Here is a 25,353-nt window from a genome sequence, read left to right as displayed (position 1 = left end):
CGCCGGGTGCTCACCGGTCGATTCGCGGGCGGACGGCGAAGACCTCGTGCATCTCCGTGCCGACCAGATGCGGGTCCTGGCGGGTCTGCGCCGACATACCCCGACGTGTGAACAGATCGCAGATCTCGCGCAGCCGGCCGTCGCGATCGTGCACCTCGGCGACGACGACGTGGATGCGCCGCCAGTCCGCGTCGGTAATCCCGTGCAGCACATCCAATTCCGCGCGTTCGACATCGACCTTCAGCAGGCCGATCTCGCACCCGCGGCAGTGCTGGTCCAGGATCGCCGACACCGTGGTGACCCCGACCTCGAGTTGTACGCCGTCGTGCAACCCCTGGGTGATGACCGCGATGGCCTTGTCGTCCAAGCCGTTGTTACGCAGATAGATGGCGGTCGCCTCGTCGTCGGCCGCGCGATCGGCGAAGAATCCGGAATTCGCCGTCGCGCGCGGGTACCAGGTGAACGCCCGGGTCCCCGGCGTGGCGCCGACCGCGGTTCGCAGCGATATCCCGCCGGGAACATGCGCGGCGATATTGCGATCCAGGCAACGGAAGGTCATCGGCACCGGTTCGACCGCGATGACCCGGGTTCCCGGGCAGGTGTCGGCGAACATCATCGCGCTCAGGCCGATGTTGGCGCCGATGTCGAGGACCATCTGGCCGGGACTGAGGAATTCGGCCGCGCGCCGGTAGAACCCGTCCGCGGCGGTCGTCTCCCCCCACAGCATTCTGGCTTCGGCAGGACTGGTGCACGTCACCGTTCTGCCGTCATCGAGTCGCACGTGTTGCAGAGTGGTCAGCATTGTTCCATGAACCTTTCGAGGACAGGGCCGACGACGGCCAGCGCACGGGGATGGCTCATTTCGAGATGGCGGGCGTCGACCACGACGTTGTGGATGTCGCCGCCCACGTAGGGCCGCCAGGTATCGGCGAGAGCATCGTGGTCCGGATGGTCCTGTCCGGCGGTGAACAGGATCAGGTCACCGTCGAAGACGTCCGGACGATGAGCGGCGGAGATATCGCCCGCGGTGCGGAAACTCTCCATGACTCGATCCGTCTGTTCGGCGGTGAACAGTCCGGTCGCGATCACCTGCCCCCGGATGACATCCCACGCTTGTTCGTGGGTGCTCACCACGAGCTCGTCACCCAGGTCGAACAACTCCCGCCAGCCGCCGAGCAGATCGGCCATCAGCTGCCCCGGCGCGGGTTCACCGGCCGCGGCCGGCGGCTGCGGTGGCGCAACCGCCGCACTGTCGAGCAGGGCCACGATGCCGACCCGGGCGCCGTCGCGGCGCAACCGAACCGCCATCGCGTGCGCGATCTGGCCGCCCAGCGACCACCCCAGCAAGTGATAGGGCCCCGCGGGCTGGACGCGGCGGATCTCTGACACATAGCGGGCGGCCAATTCATCCACCGAGGCGGCGGCTGGTTCGCCGGCGACGACGTGCGGATCCTGCAGGCCGTATACCGGGCGATCCGGATGCAGATGTTCGACGAGTCCGCCGTAGAACCACGCCAGGCCGCCCGCCGGATGGACGGCGAACACGGCCGGCTCGGATCCGTTCGCGCGCAACGGCAGCAGCACGGTCAGACCGGATGCGCCGTCGGCGTCGTCGGCTCGGCGGGCCAGCGCCTGCGGTGTCGCGTCCTCGAACATCCACGGCAGGTCGAGCGTCACACCGCGCGTTCGCAATTCGGTCACCGCCATGGTGGCCAGCAGCGAATTGCCGCCAAGATCGAAGAAGCCATCGGTCGCCCCGACCCGCGCGGAGCCCAGGATCTGCTCGTACACCTCGGCGATGATCTTCTCGGTGCGCGTGCGCGGTGCGACGAACCGTTGCGCGGCCGTGTCGAAATCGGGCGCGGGCAAGGCTTTTCGATCCAGTTTGCCGTTGACCGTCAGCGGCAGATCGGCCAGCACCATCACCATCGAGGGCACCATGTAACTCGTCAGCACCTCGGCGGCGGCCGCCCGGACCTCCCCCGGATCGATGTGCTGCCCGTCGGCGGCGACGACGTATCCGATCAGCTGGTCGACCTCGCGTTCGTGGCGATGCACGGCCGCGGCGGCCCGTGCGACCGACGGATGCCGCAGCAACGCCGACTCGACCTCCCCCAGTTCGATCCGGTACCCGCGCAACTGCACCTGCGCGTCACCGCGACCGGCGTAGCTCAGTTCCAGGCCGTCGCCGGTTTCCCGCCAGCTGCCGAGGTCGCCGGTGCGATACAACCGACCGCCGGCCGGGCCGAACGGATCCGCCACGAACCGGCTCGCCGTCGGGGCAGGTGCCCGCAGGTAGCCGCGCGCGAGTTGTGATCCGGCGACGCAGATTTCGCCGCGAACCCCGACCGGTACGGGACGCAGCCGGTCGTCGAGGACATAGATTCGCAGGCCCGGGAGCGGCACCCCGATCCGGTCCGCCGCCGGGCCGTCGACCTCGGCGAAGGTCAGATGCACCGTGGTTTCGGTGATTCCGTACATGTTGACCAGCCGCGGTGAGCCGGGCTCGTGGGCGGCGAACCACTCCGGCAATCGCGACGCATCCAACGCCTCACCGCCGAAGACGACATAGCGGAGCGCGAGATCACCACTGCCGCAGCCGGATTCCCGGTATCGGCGTTCGGCGTCGGCGAAACCGTAGAAGGCCGACGGGGTTTGACTCAAGACGGTGACGCGTTCGCGCGCCACCAGTTCCACCAGCGCGTCGGGCGAGCGGGAGGTGTCGCGGTCGACGACGACCAGCCGGCCGCCGGTCAGCAGCGCGCCCCACATCTCCCACACCGCGAAATCGAATGCGTAGGAATGGAACATCGTCCACACGTCGCCGGGGTGGACGTCGAATCGGTCGGTGGCGTGGGTCAGCAGTGTGACCGCGTCGCGGTGGGTGACGGCCACGCCTTTCGGGGTACCGGTCGACCCGGAGGTATAGATCACGTAGGCGAGGTTGTCCGGCCGCGCGGCCACCGGCGCCCGAGCGCTGCCGGCGTCGAATTCGGTTTCGGCATCGTCGATCGACACCAGCGGCGTCGCGCACCTGGGCACCTGCGCGGCGATCTCGGCCGAGGTCAGCACTACGACCGGGCGCGCGTCGTCGATGACGAAGCGCAGGCGGCGCGGCGGATTCGCGATATCCAGCGGCAGATAGGCCGCGCCCGCGCGCACGACGGCGAGCAGCGCGACGATCAGATCGACCGACCGCGGCAGCGCCACCGCCACCAGCGTTTCCGGTCGTGCGCCGTGCGCGGCGAGGCGGGCGGCCAGCCGGGTCGCGCGGCGATCCAGTTCGGCATAGGTGAGCTGTGCCGTACCGTCGCTCACCGCGATCGCGTCGGGTTGTGCCGCGACGCGGACGGACAACAGCTCGGACAGGGTCTGCTCCGGGACCGCGCTGCCGTCGGTTCCGGCGGCGGACAATATCCGGCGGCGTTCGTCCGGTGCGACGATATCGATATCGTCCACGGCGACAGCGGGATTCGCGGTCGCCTGCTCCAGGATGCCGACGAACGCCCGCGCGAATCGCCGCATCGTCTGCTCGACGAACAGGTCGGCGGCGTAGGTGAGGCGACCGGTCATTCCGACCGGCCGGCCGTCGGCGTCGCGCCGTGGGACGAGTTTGACGTTGAGATCCGCGCGTGCCTGATCGAAGCCCTCTTCGATCGGTTCGACGGTGAGGCCCGCCAGCTCCAGCGCGGCGGCGCTGAGATCCTGCACGTCGAGCGTCACCTGATAGAGCGGCATGTGCGCGGTCGAGCGCCGCGGATTCAGCTCCTCCACGATCTCTTCGAAAGGCACGTCGGCGTGCGCCAACGCCGCCAGATCCGTGTCCCGGACGGCGGCGAGCAGTTCCTCGAACTCCTGCCGCGGCGCCACCCGCGTCCGCAACACCAGCGTGTTGACGAACATGCCGATCAGATCGTCGAGTTCGCGGTCGCCGCGGCCGGCCACCGGGGTGCCGATCGCGATATCGCCGACCGCGGCCAGCTTCGACAACAGGACCGCCAGCCCGGCGTGCAGCACCATGAACACCGTGGCGTCGGCCGCGCGGGCGAGGGCCTCGACGCGGGCGTGCAGGTCGGCGGACAGCTCGAAATCGAGGGTGCTGCCGTGCATGGACGCCACCGGCGGCCGGGGCCGGTCGGTCGGCAGTTCGAGAAGTTCCGGCAGTCCGGCGAGAGCGCCGGTCCAGAAGCGCAGCTGCCGGGAGATCAGTGAGTCCGGGTCGGACTCGTCACCGAGCATCTCCCGCTGCCACAGCGCGTAGTCGGCGTACTGCAGGGGCAGCGGCGGCCAATCCGGTTGTGTTCCTTGCCTACTCGCCTCGTACGCCACCGCCACGTCCCGGGCGAGCGGCAGCATGGACTGCCCGTCGGCGCAGATGTGGTGGACGCCGATCACCAGCACGTGGTCACGGTCGCCGAGGGCGAACAGTTCGGCACGCACCGGCGGCTCCCGGGTGACGTCGAAGCCCGCCGACACCACCGCCGCCGCGCGTTCGAGGACCTCCCGTTCGCCGGTTCGGATCGGGACCAGCGCGGGCGCTACCTCCTCGGCGTCGACCACGACCTGGCACGGAGCCCCGTCGATCATCGGGAACCGGGTTCGCAACGACTCGTGCCGGTCGATGACCAGCGCGCACGCCCGGCGCAGCGCGTCGACGTCGAGGTCGCCCCGCAACCGGATCACCAGCGGAATGTTGTACGCGCCGACCGAGGTGTCGAAGCGGTTGAGGAACCACATCCGCTGCTGTGCGGGCGAGAGCGGGATGCGGTCCGGGCGGGTACGCGGCACCGGCCGCGCGGCGACGGCCCGGTCGGCGCCGGCGAGACGGGCGGCCAGTTCGGCGACCGTCGGGGCGTCGAACAGATCCCGGATGCCGACGTGCACACCCAGCGCCGTGCGCACGCGCGCGACCGCCCGGGTCGCCGACAGCGAGGTGCCGCCGAGTTCGAAGAAGTTGTCGGTCGCGCCGACGTCGCCGACACCCAGGACGTCACCGAAGACGTCCGCGATGCGCTGTTCGGTGTCGCTGCCGGGAGCGATCCGGCGTCGCCGCACCGCGAAGTCCGGTGCGGGCAGCGCCGCCCGATCGAGCTTGCCGGTCGCGGTCAGGGGAAGTTCGGCGATGCGCAGCACGACGTCGGGCACCATATGCGCCGGCAGACGGCGGCGCGCAACGGCCTTGACCTCGTCCGGATCGATCCCGGCCGCGCCGACCAGATATCCGGCCAGCCGGGCGGTGCCGCGCTCGTCGGCGCGCACGGCGACCGCCACCCGGTCGACCCCGGGATACTCGCCCAGGACGGCCTCGATCTCGCCCAGCTCGATGCGCTGACCGCGGATCTTGACCTGGAAGTCGCGGCGGCCGAGATACTCCACCGTGTAGTCCGGTGTCCAGCGCGCCAGGTCACCGGTGCGGTACATGCGAGAACCGTTGGGGCCGAACGGGTTAGCGACGAATGCGGTCGCTGTCGCTCCGGGCCGGTTCGCGTACCCGCGCGCCAACTGCGGGCCCGCCAGATACAACTCTCCGGCCACGCCGACCGGCACCGGCCGCAGCCACGGGTCGAGTACGACGGCCTCCATTCCGCGGATCGGCACGCCGATGGTCACGGCCGCACCCGGTGCCAGCGCCGCGCTGATCCCGGCGAAAATGGTGGCCTCGGTCGGCCCGTATCCGTTCAGCAGCCGCCGTCCCGGCGCCCACACCGCGACCAACTCCGGTGTCACCGCCTCACCGCCCGCCGCGAGCACGCGCAACGAATCCATGCCCTCCGGGGACAGGGTGGCCAGAACGCTCGGGGTGAGGAAGGCATGCGTCACCCGTTGTGCCCGAACCACCTCCGCCAGATCTTCCCCGGCATAGGCGTCCGGTCCCGCGACGACCAGCACCGCGCCGTTGGGATGGGCCAGCAGTACCTCGAGGACCATCGCATCGAAACCCGGGCCCGCCGCGTGCAGCACCCGTGAGGCGGTGTCGATGCCGAAGTGGTCGCGCACCACCGCGGTGAAATTCGCCAACCCCTCGTTCGTGACCACGACACCCTTGGGCGCGCCGGTCGAACCGGAGGTGTAGATCACGTACGCCGCGTCCGCGCTCCGCGGTGTCCGCACGCGTTCCGCGTCGGTGACGGTGGCCGCGGATGTCGCGGCGATCGCGATCTCGGTCCGCGGATCGTCGAGGACCAGCGGGAATACGGTGTCCGGTAGCAGATCCCGCGCCGCCGCGACCGTGAGCGCCACTCGCACATCGGAATCGGCGAGCATATGGGCAACGCGTTCGGCGGGATTGCGCGGATCGACCGGCAGGAACGCCGCGCCCGTCTTGACCGTCGCCCACAGTCCCACGACGAGTTCCACCGATCGCGGCATCACCAGGGCGACCTGCTCACCGGGACCGATCCCGCGCTCGAGCAAGGACCGCGCCAGCCGGTTCGAGCGCGCGTCCAGCTCGGCGTAGGACATCGTCTGCCGGCCCGAAATCAGCGCCGGCGCGGCAGGATTCGACCACACACCCGCGGCGAGCAACCGGTCCGCACGTTGCGGCGCCGCTGCGGCGCCGCCGGTGGCGGGGACCAGGGCCTCGCGATCGGCGTGGTCCAGCAGTTCCAGCGTCATCAGCCGTGCACCCGGGTCGTTCGCGATCGCACGCAACACCAGTGCGACCCGGTCGGCGAGTCCGGACGCCGTCGCGTCGGTGACCTGATCCTGCCGGTAGCGCAGCCGGATGTGCAGCCGGTCGGTGTGGTGGGCCTGAACGGTGATCGGGTAGTGCGCGGCGTCGCGACCGTCCGCCGCGACCACCCGCATGCCGTCGATGTCGGCGGCGCCCAGGCCACTGCCGTCGACCGGATAGGACTCGAATACCACCAGCGTGTCGAACAGCGATACCGCATCGACCGCCGACAGGATCCGCGGCAGTTCGAGGTAGTGGTGGTCGAGCAGGCGAGTGTTGCCGGCCTGCAGCCGGGTCAGCGCCTGCTCGAGCGTATCCTCGCGGCGGACCTCGGCGACGACCGGAATCGTGTTGATGAACAGCCCGATCATCGACTCCACGCCTGGCAGGTCGGCGGGCCGGCCGGACACCGTACTGCCGAACACGACACGGTCGGAGCCGAGCAGATTGCCCACGACCACCGCCCAGGCGAACTGCACGATCGTCGCCATCGTCACCGCACGGGACCGCGCGAATTCCGCCAGCTCGGCGCTCACCTCGCGCTCGACCTCCACCGGCAGATCGACCGGCATGGTGGCCGCCGCATCGGCACGCGGATCGGCGACCAGGGTCGGTTCGGTGACATCGCGCAGCGCGTCGCGCCACACCGCCACGCTCGCGGCACGATCGCGCCGGGCCAGCCAGTCCAGATACTCACGGTAGGCGGCCGCATCCGGCAGCAGCCCGGGCTGCCCGTCCGCCGCGTACAGGCCGATCAGTTCCCGCCACAGCAGTGGCAGCGACCATCCGTCGAGCAGCAGGTGGTGGGCGGTCAGGATCAGGCGGAAGTCGCGCGGCCCCAGCTCGGCGAGCACGAATCGCAGCAGTGGCGGTTCCGCCGGATCGAAGGACGCCTCCCGCTCGGCATCGAGGAGCGCCGCTGTCTCCGAAGGGCCTGCGGAGAGCGCGACCTGTCGCCACGGCACCTCGACCGTAGCCGGAATCACCTGCACCGCAACACCTTCAGCGGTGCGTGCGAACGCGGCCCGCAGGTTCGGGTGGCGCACGAGCAGGGCCTGCGCGGCGCGCCGGAACCGGGCTGCGTCGACCTCGCCGGTGAGAGTGAGCACGGATTGGGCGAGATAGACGTCGAGCCGGCCCGCGGCGACCTCGGCGTGGAAGAGCAGCCCGGCCTGGAGTGGCGCCGGCGGCCACACGTCGTCGAGTCGTCCGTAGCGGCGGGCGAACGTGTCGAGATCCTCGCGGGTCACGTCGACCAGCGGCACATCCGCGCGGCTCAGTCCCCAGTCCCGGTCGGCCGCGGCCGCGATGGTGGTCAGTGCCTCCACCCATTCGCCGGTGAGTTCGTCGACCTCGTCGCGGTCGAGCAGCCGGGAGGCATAGCCGACATATGCCGACAGCTGCGGTCCGGCTGCCGTGTCCAGAATGTTCACATCGATCGTGAGCACCGCCGCCGCCGGCATCTCCGGCTCGAATGCCGCTCGCTGATCGAAGGTTTCGCCGGAGGGCACCCATGCCGGATCGGCCGGATCCGTGCCGTCCATGCCCGTGCGCCCGAGGTTGTTGTAGGCGATCTGCGGTTCCGGCAGCTCGGCGAATCGCTGCGCGATCGCGGGATTCAGATAGCGCAGCAGGCCGTAACCGATTCCCTTGTCCGGGATTTCCCGCAGCTGGTCCTTGACGGATTTCACCGCGGCGGGCAGATCGGCGGAGTCCGTCCCGTCGAGGTCGAGCACCACCGGATATCTGGTGGTGAACCAGCCGACGGTGCGGGACAGGTCCGCCCCTTCGGCGATCCCTTCTTCGCGGCCGTGCCCTTCGAGCATGACACTCGTTGCCGGACAGTCGATGCCGCGGCGTTCACGCAGGCGCCGCACCGCCACGGCCAGCGCCGTCAGCAGCGCGTCGTCAACGGTGCCGTGCGCCGCCGCAGGCACCTCGCGCACCAATGCCGAGGTCACCTCGACCGGCAGTGTGACGGTCACGTGCCGCACGGTCGCCTGGGTATCCAGCGCGGGATCGATATTCGCCCGTCCGAGTATCGGGTCGGGGGCGGAGCAGATCCGCTGCCACAGTGGGAATTCCTCGGCCCGCGCCGCCGCGGCGACCAGCGCCTCGGCCCACCGCCGCATCGAGGTGCCGGGCGCAGCCAATTCGATCGGACGCCCGGCGATGATCCGCTGCCACGCGACGGCGAAGTCGGGCAACAGAATTCGCCACGACACAGCGTCCACGGCCAGGTGATGGATCACGACGAGCGCACGCGCCTCCGCGTCCACGCCGGGTTCCGGCAGCAGGCAGACGACGTGCACCATCGCGCCGGTCGCCGGATCGAGCCGGTCGACCGCCGCGGCGAAGGCCGCCTCCACCACAGCCGTGAAACCCGGCGAACCCGGCCGCTCGCCGGTGCCGAAGGTTCGCATCGATACCGATCCGGCGCTTTCGGACGCGCTCGGCGGCAGGACATCCCAGCGGCCCGCCCGCAGCCGCGAGCGCAGCACATCGTGGTGTTCGACGACCGCCCGCACGGTCGCGCACACATCGTCGACCCGCGCGTCCCGCGGCAACCGCACCAGCACGGACTGCGCGAACCGCGCCGGTGCGCCGAGGTGCTCGACGAACCACGCCACGATCGGCGTGAGCGCCACCTCCCCCACGCCACCGCCGGGCAGTTCCTCGATCATTGCCCGCGCGGGCGCCTGCGCGATCTGCGCCAGACCGCGAACCGTCTTGCGCTCGAAGATGTCTCGCGCCGTCACGCCGATGCCGACGGCCCGCAACCGCGAGGCCAGCTGGATCGACATGATGGAATCGCCACCAGCGCGAAGAACGACGTGGTCGCGCCGACTCCGGGCACACCCAGCACATCGGTGAAGGCCGCGGCGACGGTGCGTTCGAGCTCGTCCGAGATCGCCGCCGTGCCCTCGGCGGTTACCTCGAAGTCCGGTTCCGGCAACGCTTTTCGATCCACTTTGCCGGTCGAGGTGAGTGGCAGCCGGTCGAGTACGGTGACGGTCGCCGGCACCATATGAGCGGGCAGGGTGGCCGCGAGCCGATCCAGGATGTCGCCCGGCGCGGCGGTCGTGGCGGGATCGGTGGTGATGTAGGCCGCGAGCACGGTCCGCCCGCCCGGGCCGGTGCGCGTCACGGTGACCGCGGTGGCGACGGCCGGATGCGCGAGCAAGGCGGCGTCGATCTCACCCAGTTCGACCCGCTGGCCCCGGATCTTGATCTGGAAATCGAGCCGGCCGACGTACTGCATCGTGGCCTGCGCGGTCCAGCGGACGATATCGCCGGTGCGGTACATCCGGGTTCCGGGCGCACCGTAGGGGTTCGCGACGAACGACGCCGCCGTGACGGCGGGACGATTGAGGTATCCGCGTGCCAGTGCGGCGCCGGAGAGGTACAACTCCCCCGGTATCCCGATCGGCACCGGGCGCAGCCGCGCGTCCAGCACCACCGCCTCCGCGCCGCGGATCGGCCCGCCGATGGTGAGTGTTTCGTCCGGGCCCACCGGATCACTGATCGTGATCACGATGGTCGTCTCGGTCGGCCCGTAGATGTGGTGCAACCGCCGCCCGGCCGCCCAGGCCGTGATCAGGTCGGGCGCTACCTTCTCGCCACCGACCGCGAGCATCCGCACCGAATCGAGCTCGGCCGGAGACATCGTCGCCAGCACGCTCGGCGTCAGGAACGCGTGCGTCACCCCGTGCGCCGCGATCAGCGCGGCCAGGTCCGCGCCGCCGACCACCTCCGGCGGCGCCACCACGAGTGTCGCGCCGGCGGCGTGCGCCATCAGCGCTTCGAGCAGGACCGCGTCGAAGGCCGGTGAGGCGACTTGCACGATGCGCGAGGTGCGCTCGACGCGATAGCGGTCGCGCTGCTCCGCCGCGAAGGCGGCGAGCCCCTCGTGGGTGACCATCACACCCTTGGGCGTTCCGGTCGAGCCGGATGTGTAGATCACATAGGCCACATCCTGAAGCCTCGGCGCGCGTGATCGTTTCACCGCGAGTTCGCGCGGGTCCCGTGGTTCGTCGAGCATCAGCCAGCGCACATCGCCGGGCAGCGCGGCGCGCGCGGCGGTCGTCGTGATACCGAGGGCAGCACCGGAGTCGTGCAGCAAGTAGGCGATCCGCTCGGGCGGATAGCGCAGATCCAGCGGCACGAAGGTGGCGCCGGTCTTCACGATCGCCCACATGGCGATGTGATAGTCCGCCGAGCGCGGTACGGCCAGCGCCGCGCATACCCCCGGTTGCGCGCCCGACGCAACCAGCTGGGCGGCAAGCTCTTCCGCGCGATCGTCAAGTTCCCGGTAGGTGAGCGTGCGAGTATCGTCGATCAGCGCGATCGCCTCGGGAGCGGTCGCCACGGCCGCGCCGAGCAGCTCCGAAAGCAGCCGCGGCGCGGGTGCGGCGTCGCCACGTGCCGGAACCAGCCGCTCGGCCTCCTCGGCGCCGATCAGCGCGATATCTCCCACCGGCCGGGCCGGATCACCGACCACCGCGTCGAGAACGCGCACGAACCGGTCCGCCAGCCCCCGCGCGGTGGACTCGGCGAAAAGATCGGTGGCGTAGATGATTTCGCCGTCCATTCCGACTCCGTCACGATCGGGATTGTCGGTCAGCAGGACGGTGAGATCGGTTTTGGCCTGGGCGACACCGGGATCGATCAGCTCCACCTCGACATCGGGCAGCCGGAACCGGGCGGCCCCTGTGTTCTGCACGCCGAACAGCACCTGGTACAGCGGCGTATAGGCCGTGGACCGGGGCCGGTCGAGCAGATCGACCAGCCGCTCGTAGGGCAGGTCCGCGTGCTCGAGCGCCTCGAGGTCGACGCCGCGCACCTGCGCGACGAACTCGGTGAACGACATGTCGTCACGGACCGGCGTGCGGAGCACGACGGTGTTGACGAACATGCCGACCAGATCGTCCAGCGCCGCCGTCGCGCGCCCTGCCACGGGCGTGCCGATCGACACGTCGCCGGTATGCGCGGTGCGCGAGAGCACGATCGCCAGCGCGGAATGCAGCACGACGAAGACGGTCACGCCCTCGCGCCGGGCCAGCCGCACGATCTCCTCGTGCAGCCGCGGCGGTATACCGAACCGCACACTGCCCCCGGCCATCGACATGGTCGCGGGCCGTGGACGATCGGTCGGCAGATCCAGCAGCTCCGGCGCATCGGCCAGGGCCGCCGTCCAATAGGCGGCCTGGCGCGCCGTCACCGACGCCGAATCCTCCTCGGCGCCGAGCACCTCCCGCTGCCACAGCGTGTAGTCCGCGTAGTGCACCGGAAGCGGTTCCCATTGTGGCGCTTCGCCTTTCACGCGCGCCGCGTAGGCGGTGAAGATATCGCGGGCCAACGGTGCCATCGACGAGCCGTCGGCGGCGATGTGATGGACGGCAAGGACCAGAATGTGCTGCTCGGGAGCGAGGCGATATATTCGCACACGCAGCGGTACCTCGGCCGAGACGTCGAAGCCCGCCTCGACGGTCTCCCGGATCCGCTCCGCCAGCACGGCCTCCTCGACCGGCTCCGCATCCGGCCTCAGGCGCTCGGCCACGGCGGCCACATCCCGCACCACCTGGCAGGGTTCGCCGGCCACCGTCGGATAGACGGTCCGCAGAGGTTCGTGCCGGCCCACGACGTCCTCGAACGCCGCACGCAGCGCGCCCAGGTCCAGCGCGCCGGTCAACCGCGCGGCGAAGCCGATGTTGTAGGCCCCCGAGGCGGGATCGAACTGGTTGATGAACCACAGCCGCCGTTGTGCCGCCGCCAGTGGGACCGTGGCCGGGCGCGGCCGCGGCGCGAGCGGGAGCAGCGACGACCGCGCACGCCGGCTGAGGCGAGCCGCCAACCCGGCGATCGTCGGCTCCTCGAAAATATCGCGAATCCCTACCCGCACCCCGAGGGCCGCCTCGGCACGCGCGGCCACCCGGGCGGCCGAGAGCGAGTCGACACCGATCTCGAACAGATTCGCCGCCACGCTCACCCGCTCCGCGCCGGTGATCGCGGCGACGATATCGGCCAGTGCCGCTTCGTGATCGGTGCCCGCGGCCACGAAGTCCGCCACGTCGTCGAACTCCGGCTGCGGGAGCGCGGCCCGGTCGAGTTTGCCGTTCGCGGTGAGCGGCATCCGGTCGAGCACCTCGACGCGCCCCGGAACCAGATACGACGGCAGCCGGCGCGCGAGCCGGTCCCGGATCGCGCGGCCGTCGATCGCCGCTCCCGGTCCGAGCGTCACATAGGCCACGATTCGTTCCGCGGTAGCGATCGCGACCGCGCGCACGACCTCCGGGAGGGCACATGCCGCCGCCTCGATATCCCCCGGCTCGACTCGCTGGCCGTGGACCTTCACCTGGAAATCGCTGCGGCCCAGGAAGTCCAGACGGCCCGATCGGGTCCACCGCACCAGATCCCCGGTGCGGTAGAGCCGCTCCCCCGGTGCGCCGAACGGATGCGCGACGAAGGCCGCGCAGGTGAGATCGGCGCGGCCGTGGTAACCGCGCGCCAGCTGCACACCCGAGACGTACAGGTCGCCGACGACGCCGACCGGCACCGCGCGCAGCCTGCGGTCCAGCACGTACACCCGCATGCCGGAGACCGGTGTGCCGATCGGGACCGTCGCGGGGACCGTCACACCGGGCGAGCATCGCGCGGAGGTGACCACCTCCGCCTCGGCCGGGCCGTACCAGTTCACCACCTCCGCCGCGGTGAACACGCGCGCCGCAGCATCGACGGTGGACTGCGCCAGCGCCTCCCCTGCGACGAAAACCCTTCGCACCGAAGCCAACTCGGTGCCGTCGACGGCTTCGAGCAGGACGTCGAGCATCGACGGGACGAAGTGCACCGTGGTGATCTCCCGGTTCGCGATGCACTCCGCGAGATAGGCCGGGTCGCGATGCCCCTCGGGTTCGGCGATCACGATGCGCGCGCCGGTCTGCAACGGCCACAACAGTTCCCACACCGCGATGTCGAAGGTGACGGGCGTCTTGTGCAGCACCGTATCGCCGGCGCCGTGCGGCCACTGCCGCTGCGCCCAGGCCAGCTGACCAGCGGTGGCGGCGTGGGTCAGCGCCACGCCCTTGGGCACACCGGTGGAGCCGGAGGTGAACAGGACATAGGCCACGTTCTCCGGCCGCAGCGGCGCCCGGCGATCCGCATTCGTGATCGGGTCGCCGGACAGCCCGGACAGATCCAGCCGATCCAGGTCCACCCGCGAACATTCCGGTGTCAGGCCGGCGCCGTCGGCCGACGTCGTGAGAACCAGGAGCGGCCGTGCCGCGTCCAGCACGTCGGCGACGCGCCGGCTCGGCTGCTGTGGATCGATCGGCACGAAGGCCGCGCCCGACTCCAGCACCGCGTACAGCGCCGTCACGAGGTCGACCGAGCGTCGAACCGCCACGGCCACATGCGTTTCCGTACGCGCACCGCGCGCGATAAGCCATCGGGCCAGCCGGTGGACGCGGTCGGCGAAGTCGGTGTAGGTCAGCGCCTCACCGTCGGCGGGCAGGATCGCCGGAGCGTGCGGAGTGCGGCGCACCTGTTCGCCGAATCCGTCCACCAGCGTGCGGCCCACCGACACCGGGTCGCCGGTGTCGTTCCAGCGTTTGAGCACCAGCTCCCGTTCGGCGGTATCGAGCAGATCGAGTTCACCGAGCGGCGCGTCGGCGTCGGTCGTGAGCCCGTCGAGCAGGCGGACGAACCGGTCCGCGAAGCGCTGCGCCGACTCCGCGCCGAACAGGTCGGTCGCGTAGGTCAGTCGCAGCGTCATTCCGGCCGGCTCACCCTCGGGGCCGTGGTCCTCCGTCACCATGAACAGCAGGTCGTAGATCGCGGAACTGTCTCCCGCATCGAGTGTTTCGACGGTGAGTTCCGGCAGCTCCACGCGCGCCCGCACCATGTTCTGGTAGGCGAGCATCACCTGGAACAACGGCGAATGCGCGGTCGAGCGGGCCGGGCGCAGTGCGTCGACCAGCTGCTCGAACGGCACGGTGGCGTGGTCGAAGGCCTCGATATCACTGCGGCGCACCACATCCAGCAATCCGGTGAACGTCTGATCGAGGGTGACACGGGTGCGCAGGACCAAGGTGTTGACGAACATGCCGACCAGCTCGTCGAGCACCCGATGACCGCGGCCCGCATGCGGTACGCCGACGGTGACGTCGTCACTGCCGGACAGGCGCGACAGCAGTATCGCGAGCGCCGTGTGCACCACCATGAAGGTGGTGGCGCGAGCGCGCTGGGCCAGCGATTCGACCCGGCTCTGCAATTCCGCCGGTATGTCGGCGTGGATCAGCGCGCCGCGATGGCTCTGCTCGACCGGGCGCGGGCGGTCGGCGGGCAGTTCGAGGAGTTCCGGTATCCCGGCGAGTCGCGTTCGCCAGTAGGCGATATCCCGGGCAACCGGAGATTCGGGATCGCCGGGCGAGCCGAGGATCGCACGCTGCCACAGGGCGTAATCGGCGAATTGCACCGGCAGCGGCGGCCGGTCCCACGGATGGTCGCCGGTCCGCGCTCTGTACGCCGCCACCAGATCGGCGGCCAGCGGCGCCACCGAATAGCCGTCGCAACTGATGTGGTGCACCGCGATCGCGACCACCCGGACGGTGTCCGACAACCGGTACAGCGCCACCCGCACCGGCACTGCCTCGGATACGTCGAATCCGGTGGTCGACAGCGCGGCCAACCGGTCGGCCAGCTCCCGCTCGTCGATCCACCGCGGTGTCAGGTCCCACTCCGCGACGACGGCGGCCGCATCCAGCACCACCTGCGTGGGCACGCCGTCGACCGCCGGGTACACGGTGCGCAGACTCTCGTGCCGTTCCACCACATCGACGACCGCGGCAGCCAGCGCGTCCGCGTCGAGCGCGCCCTCGAGCCGAACCGCCAGCGGCACAATATATCCCGGTGCCTGCGGGTCGTATTGGTTGAGGAACCACATCCGGGTCTGCGCCGTCGACAACGGCAGGCGCTCCGGTCTCGGCCCGGGCGCCGGGGCGGGCAGCGCGGGCACGCCGCGCAGCCGGGTGATGCGCTCGGCGAGCTCGGCGACCGTGGGCGCTTCGAAGATCATCCGCACCGGCACGGATGCATCGAGCGTGCCGCCGATCCGGCTCAGGGCGCGGGTGGCGACGAGCGAATTGCCGCCCAGGTCGAAGAAGTCGTCGTCCGCGCCCACGGCCGCCACGCCGAGCAGTTCGGCGAAGACCTCGGCGACCGTTTGCTCCACGATCCCCTGGGGCGCACGGTATTCCGCCTGCCCGATCGCGTCCGGAACCGGCAGCGCCCGGTAGTCGATCTTCCCGTTGGCGGTGAGCGGCACCGCGTCGATCCGGATGATCGCGGCGGGCACCATGTAGGCCGGCAGGCGGTCCAGCAGCAGGCGGCGAAGCTGCCTGGCATCCACGGTCTCCGGTGCGACCACGTAGGCGATCAGGCGTTGCTCGCCGCGGTCGGCGCAGACGCGCGCCACGGCCGCGCTCACCTGTTCGTGCGCGAGGAGCGCCGCCTCGATATCGCCCGGTTCGATGCGCAGCCCGCGAATCTTGACCTGGTCGTCGGCGCGCCCGACGTAGAACAGCACGCCGCCCTTTCCCCACCGAACCAGGTCACCGGTCCGGTACATGCGGGCCCCGGGCACACCGGCGAGGGGGTCGGCGACGAAGGTCGCGGCGGTCAGATCGCGGCGGCGGTGATAGCCGCGAGCGAGCTGGACGCCGCCCAGATACAGCTCCCCCGTGACCCCTGCGGGTACCGGATGCAGGCGCGAATCCAGCACGTGCACCACGACATTCGGCTCGGGCGTACCGATCGGCACGGTACCGCCGTCGATACCGTCGACGTGGTAGGCGGTGACGCTGACCGCCGCCTCCGTCGGCCCGTAGAGGTTGTCGAGGCGCGCATCGCTGAGTTCCCGGAAGCGACGCACGGTGTCGGCCGGCAGCGTTTCGCCGATGCACAGGACGCGCCGCAGATCCGGGAAGCGATGACGGGCCGCCGTCTCCTCGAACGCGGCGAGCAGCGAGGGCACGAAATCGGCTGTGGTGACGTGATGTTCGGCGATCAACCGCGCGACCGCCTCCGGGTCGGCGCCCGCGCCCGGGCCGGCGATCACCAACTCGGCGCCACAGGTCAAGGCGCAGAACAGTTCCCACACCGACAGATCGAAGGTGACCGGCGTCCGCAACAGCATGACGTCGTCGCCCAGCCGATAGTGCTCGCGCAGCCAGCGCAGCTGATTGACCACCGCGGCATGCGATACCGCCACGCCCTTCGGCACTCCGGTCGAGCCGGAGGTGTAGATGACGTAGGCCAGATTCTCCGGTCGCAGCGGCCCGAGCCGGTCGCGGTCGGTCACCGGCGAGGTGTCGAGTGGTCGGGCGCCGAGTTCGGCGACATCCCAGACCGGGATGTCGCCCGGCAGGTTCGCCTCGTCGGATCGGCGGGTGAGGACCGCCCGGGGCCGTGCCGCGCCGAGCACGGCGCGCACCCGATCGAGTGGGTGTTCCGGATTCACCGGTAGATATGCCCCACCCGCCGCATGGATCGCGTAGAGGGCGGTCAGCAGGTCGGCGGACCGGTGCATCGCCACGGCCACAACCGTTTCGGGGCCGACTCCGCGGTCGATCAGCGCCCGCGCGAGCGCGTTCACCCGGGCCGCGAACTCTCCGTAGCCGAGTCGTGTGCCGTCCCCGGTGTCCAGGACGGCGATCGCGCGCGGTGTCGCCGCGGCCTGGGCGGCGAACAGCTCGGCGATCGTCGCCGAGGACGGCGCCATGGATCCGCCGGTCTCCCGCACGGCCAGCTCGCGCGCCTCCTCCTCGGTCAGCAGATCGATATCGCCGATCGCACGGTCGGGCCGGTCGACGACCGCGCGCAGCAACAGAACGAATCGGTCGATCATCGAGCGGATCGTGGACTCGTCGAACAGATCTGTCGCATAGGAGAATTCGAGAGCCATCGCACCGGGCTCGCCGTCGCGGCGCGCGGTGTCGACGAGATTGAGGTGCAGATCGTATTTGGCCACGCTCGGGTCCGCGGTGCGGGCATCGACCGTCAGCCCTTCGAACCGCACCGTCGGAATGTCGATGTTGTGGAACGCGAAACCCACCTGGGTCAGCGGCGCGTGCGCCGTGGAGCGAGGCGGATTCAGCACCTCGACGAGACGTTCGAACGGGATGTCGGCATGGCCGAAGGCGGCGAGATCGGTTGCCCGGACCTGCTCCAGAATCCGGCGGAAGGACGCGCCGGGATCGATGCGCGTCCGCAACACCAGAGTGTTGACGAACATGCCGATCAGGCGTTCGAGGCCCGGTTCTCCGCGCCCGGCCACCGGTGTGCCGACCGCGATGTCGTCACCGCCCGACAGCCGTGCCAGCAGTGCGGCATACGCCGCGTGCAGCACCATGAACACCGTGGCATCGCGCGAGCGGCCCAGCGCGGTCAGCTCACGCCCGAGATCGGCGGGCAGGGTGTACGACACCGTCGCGCCCCGGAAGCTCTGACGCGCCGGGCGGGGGCGGTCGGTGGGCAGATCGAGCACTTCGGGCAGATCGGCCAGCGCCGCGCGCCAGTAGTCGAGTTGAACGGCGGCCGGAGCGGTCGGATCGTCCTCGGTGCCGAGCCGCTTGCCCTGCCAGAGCGCGTAATCCGCGTACTGCACGGGCAGCGGCTCCCACCGGGGCGCGCGCTGCCCGCGGCGCGCCTCGTAGGCGGTCATCAGGTCGGCGGCCAGCGGTGCGAGCGAGGATCCGTCGAAGCTGATGTGATGGACGACGAGGACCAGCGTGTGTTCCTCGGCGGCGGTGCGCAGCAGGGCGATCCGGAACGGGACGTCGCGGGTGACGTCGAATCCGGCGGCGGCCGTGGCGGCGATCCGCGCTTCGAGCTCCGCCGCGGGAACCGCCTGCGGCTCCAGCGGCGGCAGCGCCTCCCGCACCGGCACGATCAGCTGGTAGGGCCCGGTGTCGCTGTCCGGATGCACGGTACGTAACGCTTCGTGCCGTTCCAGTACATCGGCGACGGTCGCGCGCATGGCCGCCACATCGAGCGGTCCCGTCATGCCCACCACGAGGGCGATGTTGTACAGCGCGGAGCCGGTGTCGAACTGGTTGAGAAACCACATCCGGGCCTGGGCCGGCGAGAGCGGAATGCGCGCCGGGCGCGGCTGCGGGAGCAGCGGTTCCCGCCCGGGGGCGTCGATGGTGCGCAGCGCCGCGGCCAGCGCCGCGACGGTCGGGGCGTCGAAGACGGTGTGCAGCGACACCTCGGCACCGAACGCGGCACCCAGCCGCGCGGCCAGCCGCGTCGCCGACAGCGAGTTGCCGCCGAGGGCGAAGAAGTTGTCGGCGACGCCGACCCGGTCGATACCCAGCACAGCGCCGCACACATCGGCGACGAGCTGTTCGGCCGCATCGCGGGGCGCGACGAAATCGGCTCGCGCACTGTCGAATACCGGCGCGGGCAAGGCGGCGCGGTCGACCTTGCCCACCGTGGTCAGCGGGAGGGCGTCGAGTACCGTCACCGCCTCGGGAACCATGGGGGCCGGCAGGTGGCGCGCGGCGTGCGCGGTCACGGCGGCCACGTCGATACCGTCGCCGACGGGCGCGAGGTAGGCGGCGAGCCGCCCTCCGCCGTCGGTCTCTACGGTCACCACAACCGCGGCGGCGACGTCCGGATGACCGGCGAGGACGGCCTCGATTTCGCCGAGTTCGATGCGCCGGCCGCGGATCTTCACCTGGAAGTCGGTGCGCCCGGCGTATTCGAGGGTGCGTTCGGGGGTCCAGCGCGCCAGATCGCCGGTGCGATACATCCGGTCCCCCGCGGCGCCGAACGGATCGGCCACGAACGCCGCTGCCGTGTCCGCCGGCCGATCGAGATATCCGCGGGCGAGATGAATACCGGAGATGTACAGCTGCCCGGTCACTCCGACGGGCACCGGCCGCAGCCGCTCGTCCAGAACCAGCGCCCGCACACCGCGGATCGGACCGCCGATCGTCACCCGGTCACCGGGGCGGAGGGGATCGCTGATCGCCACCATGATCGTGGTCTCGGTCGGCCCGTAGCCGTTGTGCAACCGGCGGCCGGGACCCCACACCGCGACGGTGTCGGTCGCGACCGCCTCTCCGCCGGCCACCAGTACGCGCAACGAACCGACGTCGGCGGGCGACATCGTCGCCAGCACGCTGGGCGTGATGAACGCATGCGAGATCCGTTGCGTGCGAATCAGTTTCGCCAGCCGCTCGCCGGCGAAGACATCCGGTGGTGAGATCACCAGCGCCGCACCGTGCGGGTGTGCCATCAGCAGTTCCAGCACCAGCGCGTCGAAGCCCGGAGCCGCCACCTGCAGTACCCGCGCCGAACTGCCGATGCGATACCGTTCCCGTTGTTCGGCAGCGAAATTCGCCACCCCGGTATGCGTCACGGCGACGCCCTTCGGCTCGCCGGTCGACCCCGAGGTGTACACCACGTACGCCGTATTCGACGCCCGGCACGGGCGAAGGCGGTCACCGTCGGTCACCGCGGCCGCGGAACGGCAGGTGATGCGGGCCTCGGTCCGCGGATCGTCGAGCACCACCGGCTCGGTGGTGTGCGGCACCAGATCCTGCGTAGTCGTCACGGCGATCGCGACCCGGACGTTCGCGAGCATGGCCGCGACTCGCTCGGCCGGATTGCGCGGATCGACCGGCACGAACGCCGCGCCCGCCTTCGCCACCGCCCACATCCCGACCACGAGTTCCACCGACCGCGACAGCACCAGCGCCACCCGGTCGTCCGGGCCGATTCCGTACTCGATCAGCACTCGGGCGAGCTGGTTCGACCGGGCGTCCAGCTCCCCGTACGACAGGGTGTGCGCGCCGGACACGATGGCCACGGCCTCCGGATCCCGGATCGTCAGCAGTTCGCCGAGTACGCGCGGCGTGTCGGCCCGGCCGCCGGATGCGGGCACCAGTGCGGCGCGCTCCCCGGCCGACAGCACATCGACGGCACCGACCCGCTGCCCCGGATCACGCACGACCGAATCGAGAATCCGGTGCAGGCGCGCGGCGAATTCCTCGACCGTGCCCCGGTCGAACACGTCGGCGGCGAAATTGATCCGGACCGGGAGATCGCCTGCCGCCCGGGCGTTCTCGGCGACGGTGACGATCAGGTCGACCTTCGCCGGCTGCGGTCCCGGATCCAGGACCTCGGCGGTGACGCCGGCCAGTTCGAGGGTCGGGCGGTCCATGTTGTCGAACGCGAGATACACCCGGCACAGCGGGTCCTGCGCGACCGCCGACATCGGCTCGATCGCGTCGGCGACCCGTTCGTAGGGCAGGTCGCTGTGGGCGAACGCGTCGACATCGATGTCCTGGACTCGCGCCAGGAAGTCGGCGAAGGTTTCGTCGTCACGCACTCGCGTCCGCAGCGGCACGGTGTTGACGAACATGCCGATCAGCGGTTCCAGCGCGCGTTCGCCACGGCCCGCGACCGGAGTGCCGACGGTGATATCGGTCGAATCCGACAGCCGGGCCAGCAACACGGCCAGCGCGGCGTGCACGACCATGAAGGTGGTGGCCCTCGCCGAGCGAGCGAGCCGCTCGATCCCGGCGTAGGTCTCGGCGGTGATCGCGGTGTCGACGACCTCGGCGAGCAGGGACCGGCCTTCCGGCCGCCGGTGGTCGACCGGCAGTTCCAGCGGTCGCGCCATTCCCGCCAATTGCTCTGTCCAGTAGTGCAATTGACGCGCGGCGAGCGAGTCGGGATCACTGTCGTCACCCAGCAGCATGCGCTGGCGGATGCTGTAGTCGGCGTACTGCACCGGCAGCGGTTCCCAGTCGGGAGCGTGCCCCTGCGCCCGCGCTCGGTAGGCGGCGGCGAAATCGGCCGCCAGGGGCGGCAGCGACGACCCGTCGCAGCAGATGTGGTGCAGCACGACCACCAGGACGTGCCGGTGATCGGTGGTGGCGAGCAGTGCGACGCGGATCGGCGGCCGGTGGCGCACATCGGTTCCGGTCGACACCAGCTCGCCGATCCGGTGGTCGAGTTCGTCGGCGGAGATGCGGCGCGGCGTCACATCCCATTCCGCGGCGACCTCCTCGGACGGCAGAATCACCTGTGTCCCTCGGCCGTTCACGGCCGGATACACGGTGCGCAGGGATTCGTGCCGTTCGATCACGTCGGCCAGCGCGGCGCGCAGGGCGGCGGTGTCGAGTTGTCCGGACAGCCGCAGCACCAGCGGAATGTTGTATGCCGCCGATTCGGGCTCGATCTGATTGATCAGCCAGATCCGGGTCTGCGCGGGCGCGAGCGGAAGCGGGTCGACGCGCGGCTGTGGCCGCAGCGCGGGCCGTGCTGACCGGCGGGCGCCGTCGATATGGGCGGCGAGCTCGGCCGCGGTCGGCTTCTCGAACAGCTCGCGCACCGACACCTCACACCGGGTCAGTTCGGCGATCCGCACCGCCGCGCCGGTGGCGGTCAGCGAGTTACCGCCCAGCTCGAAGAAGTTGGCCAGCACACCCACCCGGGCGACGCCCAGGACCTCGGCGAAGACATCGGTGATGGTCTCCTCGACGGCCGTGCGCGGCGCCACGTAGGCCGCCGCCGAATCCGGTGCCGGTTCGGGCAGGGCGCGATAGTCCACCTTGCCGTTGACGGTCAGCGGCAGTGCGTCGAGGACGACGACGTGGGCGGGGACCATGTAGTCCGGCAGTATCGAGCGGACGTGGGTGCGCAACTCCTCGGCCGTGCAGTCCGCGCCGGTGGCCGGCACCACGTAGGCCATCAGCCGGGCCGCGTCGGTGCCGGGCAGATGGACGACGACGACCGCCGCCGCCACCGAACCGTGGCTCAGTAGCGCGGCGCGGATCTCGTCGAGTTCGATCCGGAAGCCGCGCAGCTGCACCTGCCGATCGGCCCGGCCTCGATATTCCAACTCGCCGTGGATGTTTCGGCGCGCGACATCACCACTGCGATAGAGCCGCGAACCCGGCGCGCCGAACGGGTCGGCGACGAAGCGTCCCGCGGTCAGCCCCGGGCGGCCGATATAGCCGCGGGCGAGTCGCGTTCCGGCGACATAGATTTCACCCCAGGCACCCAGTGGCACCGGCCGCAGGCGTTCGTCCAGGACGTACACGCGCAAACCCGGCAGCGGCGGGCCGATGACGCTGGGGGCGCCCGGCACGGCGCGGTCGGGCGCCAGCGGAGTGTAGGTGACGAAGACCGTTGTTTCGGTGATGCCGTAGCTGTTGGCCAGCACCGGCAGGCCGGGATTGCCGGCGTACCAGTCGGACAGACTCGCGGGGTCCAGCGCTTCCCCCGAGAGGACGACGAGGCGCAGCGCGAGCTCACCGTCCGGTTGCCCGGCGTCGGCGTAGCGCTGTCGCGCGGCCGCGAACTGATGGAACGCCGACGGTGTCTGACTGAGAACACTCACCTTGTTCCGCGCGACGAGACGGACCATCTCGTCCGGTGAGCGCGTGACGGGACCGTCGACCACCACGATCCGGCCACCGGTGACCAGCGCACCGAAGATCTCCCAGACCGAATAGTCGAATGCGAACGAATGGAACAGCGTCCACACGTCATCGGCGCCTACCCCGATCTCGGCCGTCGCGTCGGTCAGGTAGCCGGCGACCGCGCGATGAGTGACCGACACGCCCTTCGGCCGCCCCGTCGATCCCGAGGTGTAGATGACGTAGGCGACGTTGTCGGGACGCAGCGGACGGGTACGTTCCGCATCCGTGATCGGCTCGCCGCTCTCGGTGATGTCGTCGTCGAACAACACCACGCGGCTCGTTTCCGGCAGGCGGTCGCACATGCTCCGGTTCGTCACCAGTGCGACCGGTTCGGCGTCGCCGAGCACGTAGTCGAGCCGCTCGAGCGGATGCGCCCGGTCCAGCGGCAGGTAGCCGGCGCCGGACTTCACGACCGCCAGTGCGGCGACGATCAGATCGGCATCCCGTGGCAGGGCGATGGCCACCAGCGTTTCCGGCCCGGCTCCGAGTGCGATGAGCCTGCGCGCGAATCGGTTGGAGCGCTCGTCGAGTTGGCGATAGGTCAGGGTGGTCGTCCCGTCGTCGACGGCGACGGCGGATGCCGACGACGCGGCCTGCCGCGCGAGGAGGTCGACGAGCGTCGCCGACGTGGGCGCCCCGTCGTGGCCCGCGAGTTCGCCCAGCACTCGCCGCTGCTCGGCCGGATCGACCAGCGGAATGTCGATCAGCCGGGCATCGGCGGGCGAGTTCGTCATACGGTCGAGGAAGTCGGCGAATCGGCCGGCGTGGGCGTCGAGTTCGTCCTGGCCGTACAGGTTGGCATTGCCGTGCAGTTCGACCGACAGCGGCGCGTCGGCGCCGGAGCGGTACATGTTGAGCTGCAGATCGTCCAGCGCGCCGGAGGTCAGTGCGCGGTAGCGTCCGATCGCCTCGCCGAGGCGGATCTCGGAATCGAAGAACAGGATGTTGACGATCGGGCCGAACGAGGTGGCCGCCGCGTCGACGGCATCGGACTCGCGGCGAAGATCCTCGAACCGGTAGAGCTGATGCCGCATGGCCAGGACGAGTTCGGACACCGATTCGCCGATCAGTTCCGCCACCGTCGTCGCCGGGTCCGCGGTGAACCGGATCGGCACCATATTGGCCAGCATCGCGGCGGCATTGCGCAGTCGCCTGGTCACCCGCCCGGATACCGGAAGCGACAGGACGACCTCGTCGGTACCGGTCATGCGCGCGAGGAAGGCGGCGAACGCGGCCACCACCACCTGCGCCGCGGAGGCGTTCAGCTCGCCGGCGAACCGGTCGATCCGCTCGGTCAGCGGCGACGGCAACGTGCGCCCGGCGTAGCGGTCGTCCTCGCTCCACTTGGCGCAGCGCCCCGCCAAACTCGTGGCCGGCGGCAGGCCGGCCGCCTTGTCCAGCCAGTACGCCCGGTCGGTTTCGAATCGCCGACTCGTCCGATAGTCGTGCTCCGCGGTGATGATCTCGGTCAGCCGGGGTGCTGCCAGCGGCGTCGGCGAGCGGCCCTCGATCAGTGCGTTGTAGTGTTCGGCCGCGCGGTTGAGCAGGTTGAACGCGCCGTAGCCGTCGATCACGAGGTGATGAGCACGCGCGTACCACAGATACCGGTCCGCACCGACCCGGATGAGTTTCGTCGCGACGAGCCGGTCCCGGGCCATGTCGACGGCCTTGGTGCCGTAATCGCGGCGCATCCAGTCCATCGCCGCCGCGTAGGGGTCGGCGGCCGCGGTCAGATCCAGCAGCGGCTCGTCGTAGACGAGGCCGCGGTCCACGTACTGATACGGACGACCGCCGACTTCGACCACCCGGACGACCATCGATTCGGTCTCGTGGCCGGCGTCGTTCATCGCCTTGCTGAAGGCGGCGTAGTCGATGTGCCCCTCGATCTCGACGTAGTGGGCAATGTTGACGTTCGGTCCGCCGGGCAGGTTGTCCGCCAGCCACATTCCGTATTGCGCTCTGGAAAGCGGAATCAGATCAGGATTTCGGTCTGACGGCATGGCTGAATCCGGACTCATCGTCTAACCCCTCCTCGAATTCCGAGACACGGAGCAGCGCACACCCACCTCTGTTTCCGTGCGCGGAATTCCCCGTTCCTGTAGCATTTGATTGCGAATGCAATTACATTTGCGATTCCCCGAGCTGCCGGATTCCCGAGTAGACATTCGCCGAGTCGACACGAGC

General features: G+C 70.3%; 3 protein-coding genes. All 3 read right to left on the bottom strand.

Annotation, left to right across the window (positions count from 1 at the left end; translation table 11 throughout):
* Positions 1-10 precede the first annotated feature (10 nt).
* Genes A5789_RS27715 through A5789_RS27705 form a run of 3 tightly spaced genes read right to left on the bottom strand, consistent with a single transcriptional unit; the run spans position 11 to position 25,169 of the window.
* Positions 11-802 carry an FkbM family methyltransferase gene (locus tag A5789_RS27715; RefSeq protein ID WP_063012888.1) on the bottom strand — a complete coding sequence of 264 codons (792 nt, stop codon included), beginning with the start codon at positions 800-802 and terminating at the stop codon, positions 11-13.
* Positions 796-9,477, bottom strand: a complete 8,682-nt coding sequence (locus tag A5789_RS27710; protein WP_064905136.1) for an amino acid adenylation domain-containing protein — start codon at positions 9,475-9,477, stop codon at positions 796-798. Before A5789_RS27710 ends, A5789_RS27715 begins: the two co-directional genes overlap by 7 nt.
* Entirely contained in the window at positions 9,429-25,169 is a 15,741-nt protein-coding gene (locus tag A5789_RS27705) for a non-ribosomal peptide synthetase (RefSeq protein WP_195063804.1), read from the bottom strand. Before A5789_RS27705 ends, A5789_RS27710 begins: the two co-directional genes overlap by 49 nt.
* Positions 25,170-25,353: the final 184 nt, after the last annotated feature.

This window comes from Nocardia sp. 852002-51101_SCH5132738 (assembly GCF_001665695.1).
GTDB lineage: Bacteria > Actinomycetota > Actinomycetes > Mycobacteriales > Mycobacteriaceae > Nocardia > Nocardia nova.
This window is presented reverse-complemented; position numbering and strand designations above follow the sequence as displayed.

What these genes read in the sequence shown, in the direction of transcription:
- A5789_RS27715 (WP_063012888.1), bottom strand. Translation starts at nt 802, where the DNA reads ATGCTGACCACTCTGCAACACGTGCGACTCGATGACGGCAGAACGGTG.
- A5789_RS27710 (WP_064905136.1), bottom strand. Translation starts at nt 9,477, where the DNA reads ATGTCGATCCAGCTGGCCTCGCGGTTGCGGGCCGTCGGCATCGGCGTG.
- A5789_RS27705 (WP_195063804.1), bottom strand. Translation starts at nt 25,169, where the DNA reads ATGCCGTCAGACCGAAATCCTGATCTGATTCCGCTTTCCAGAGCGCAA.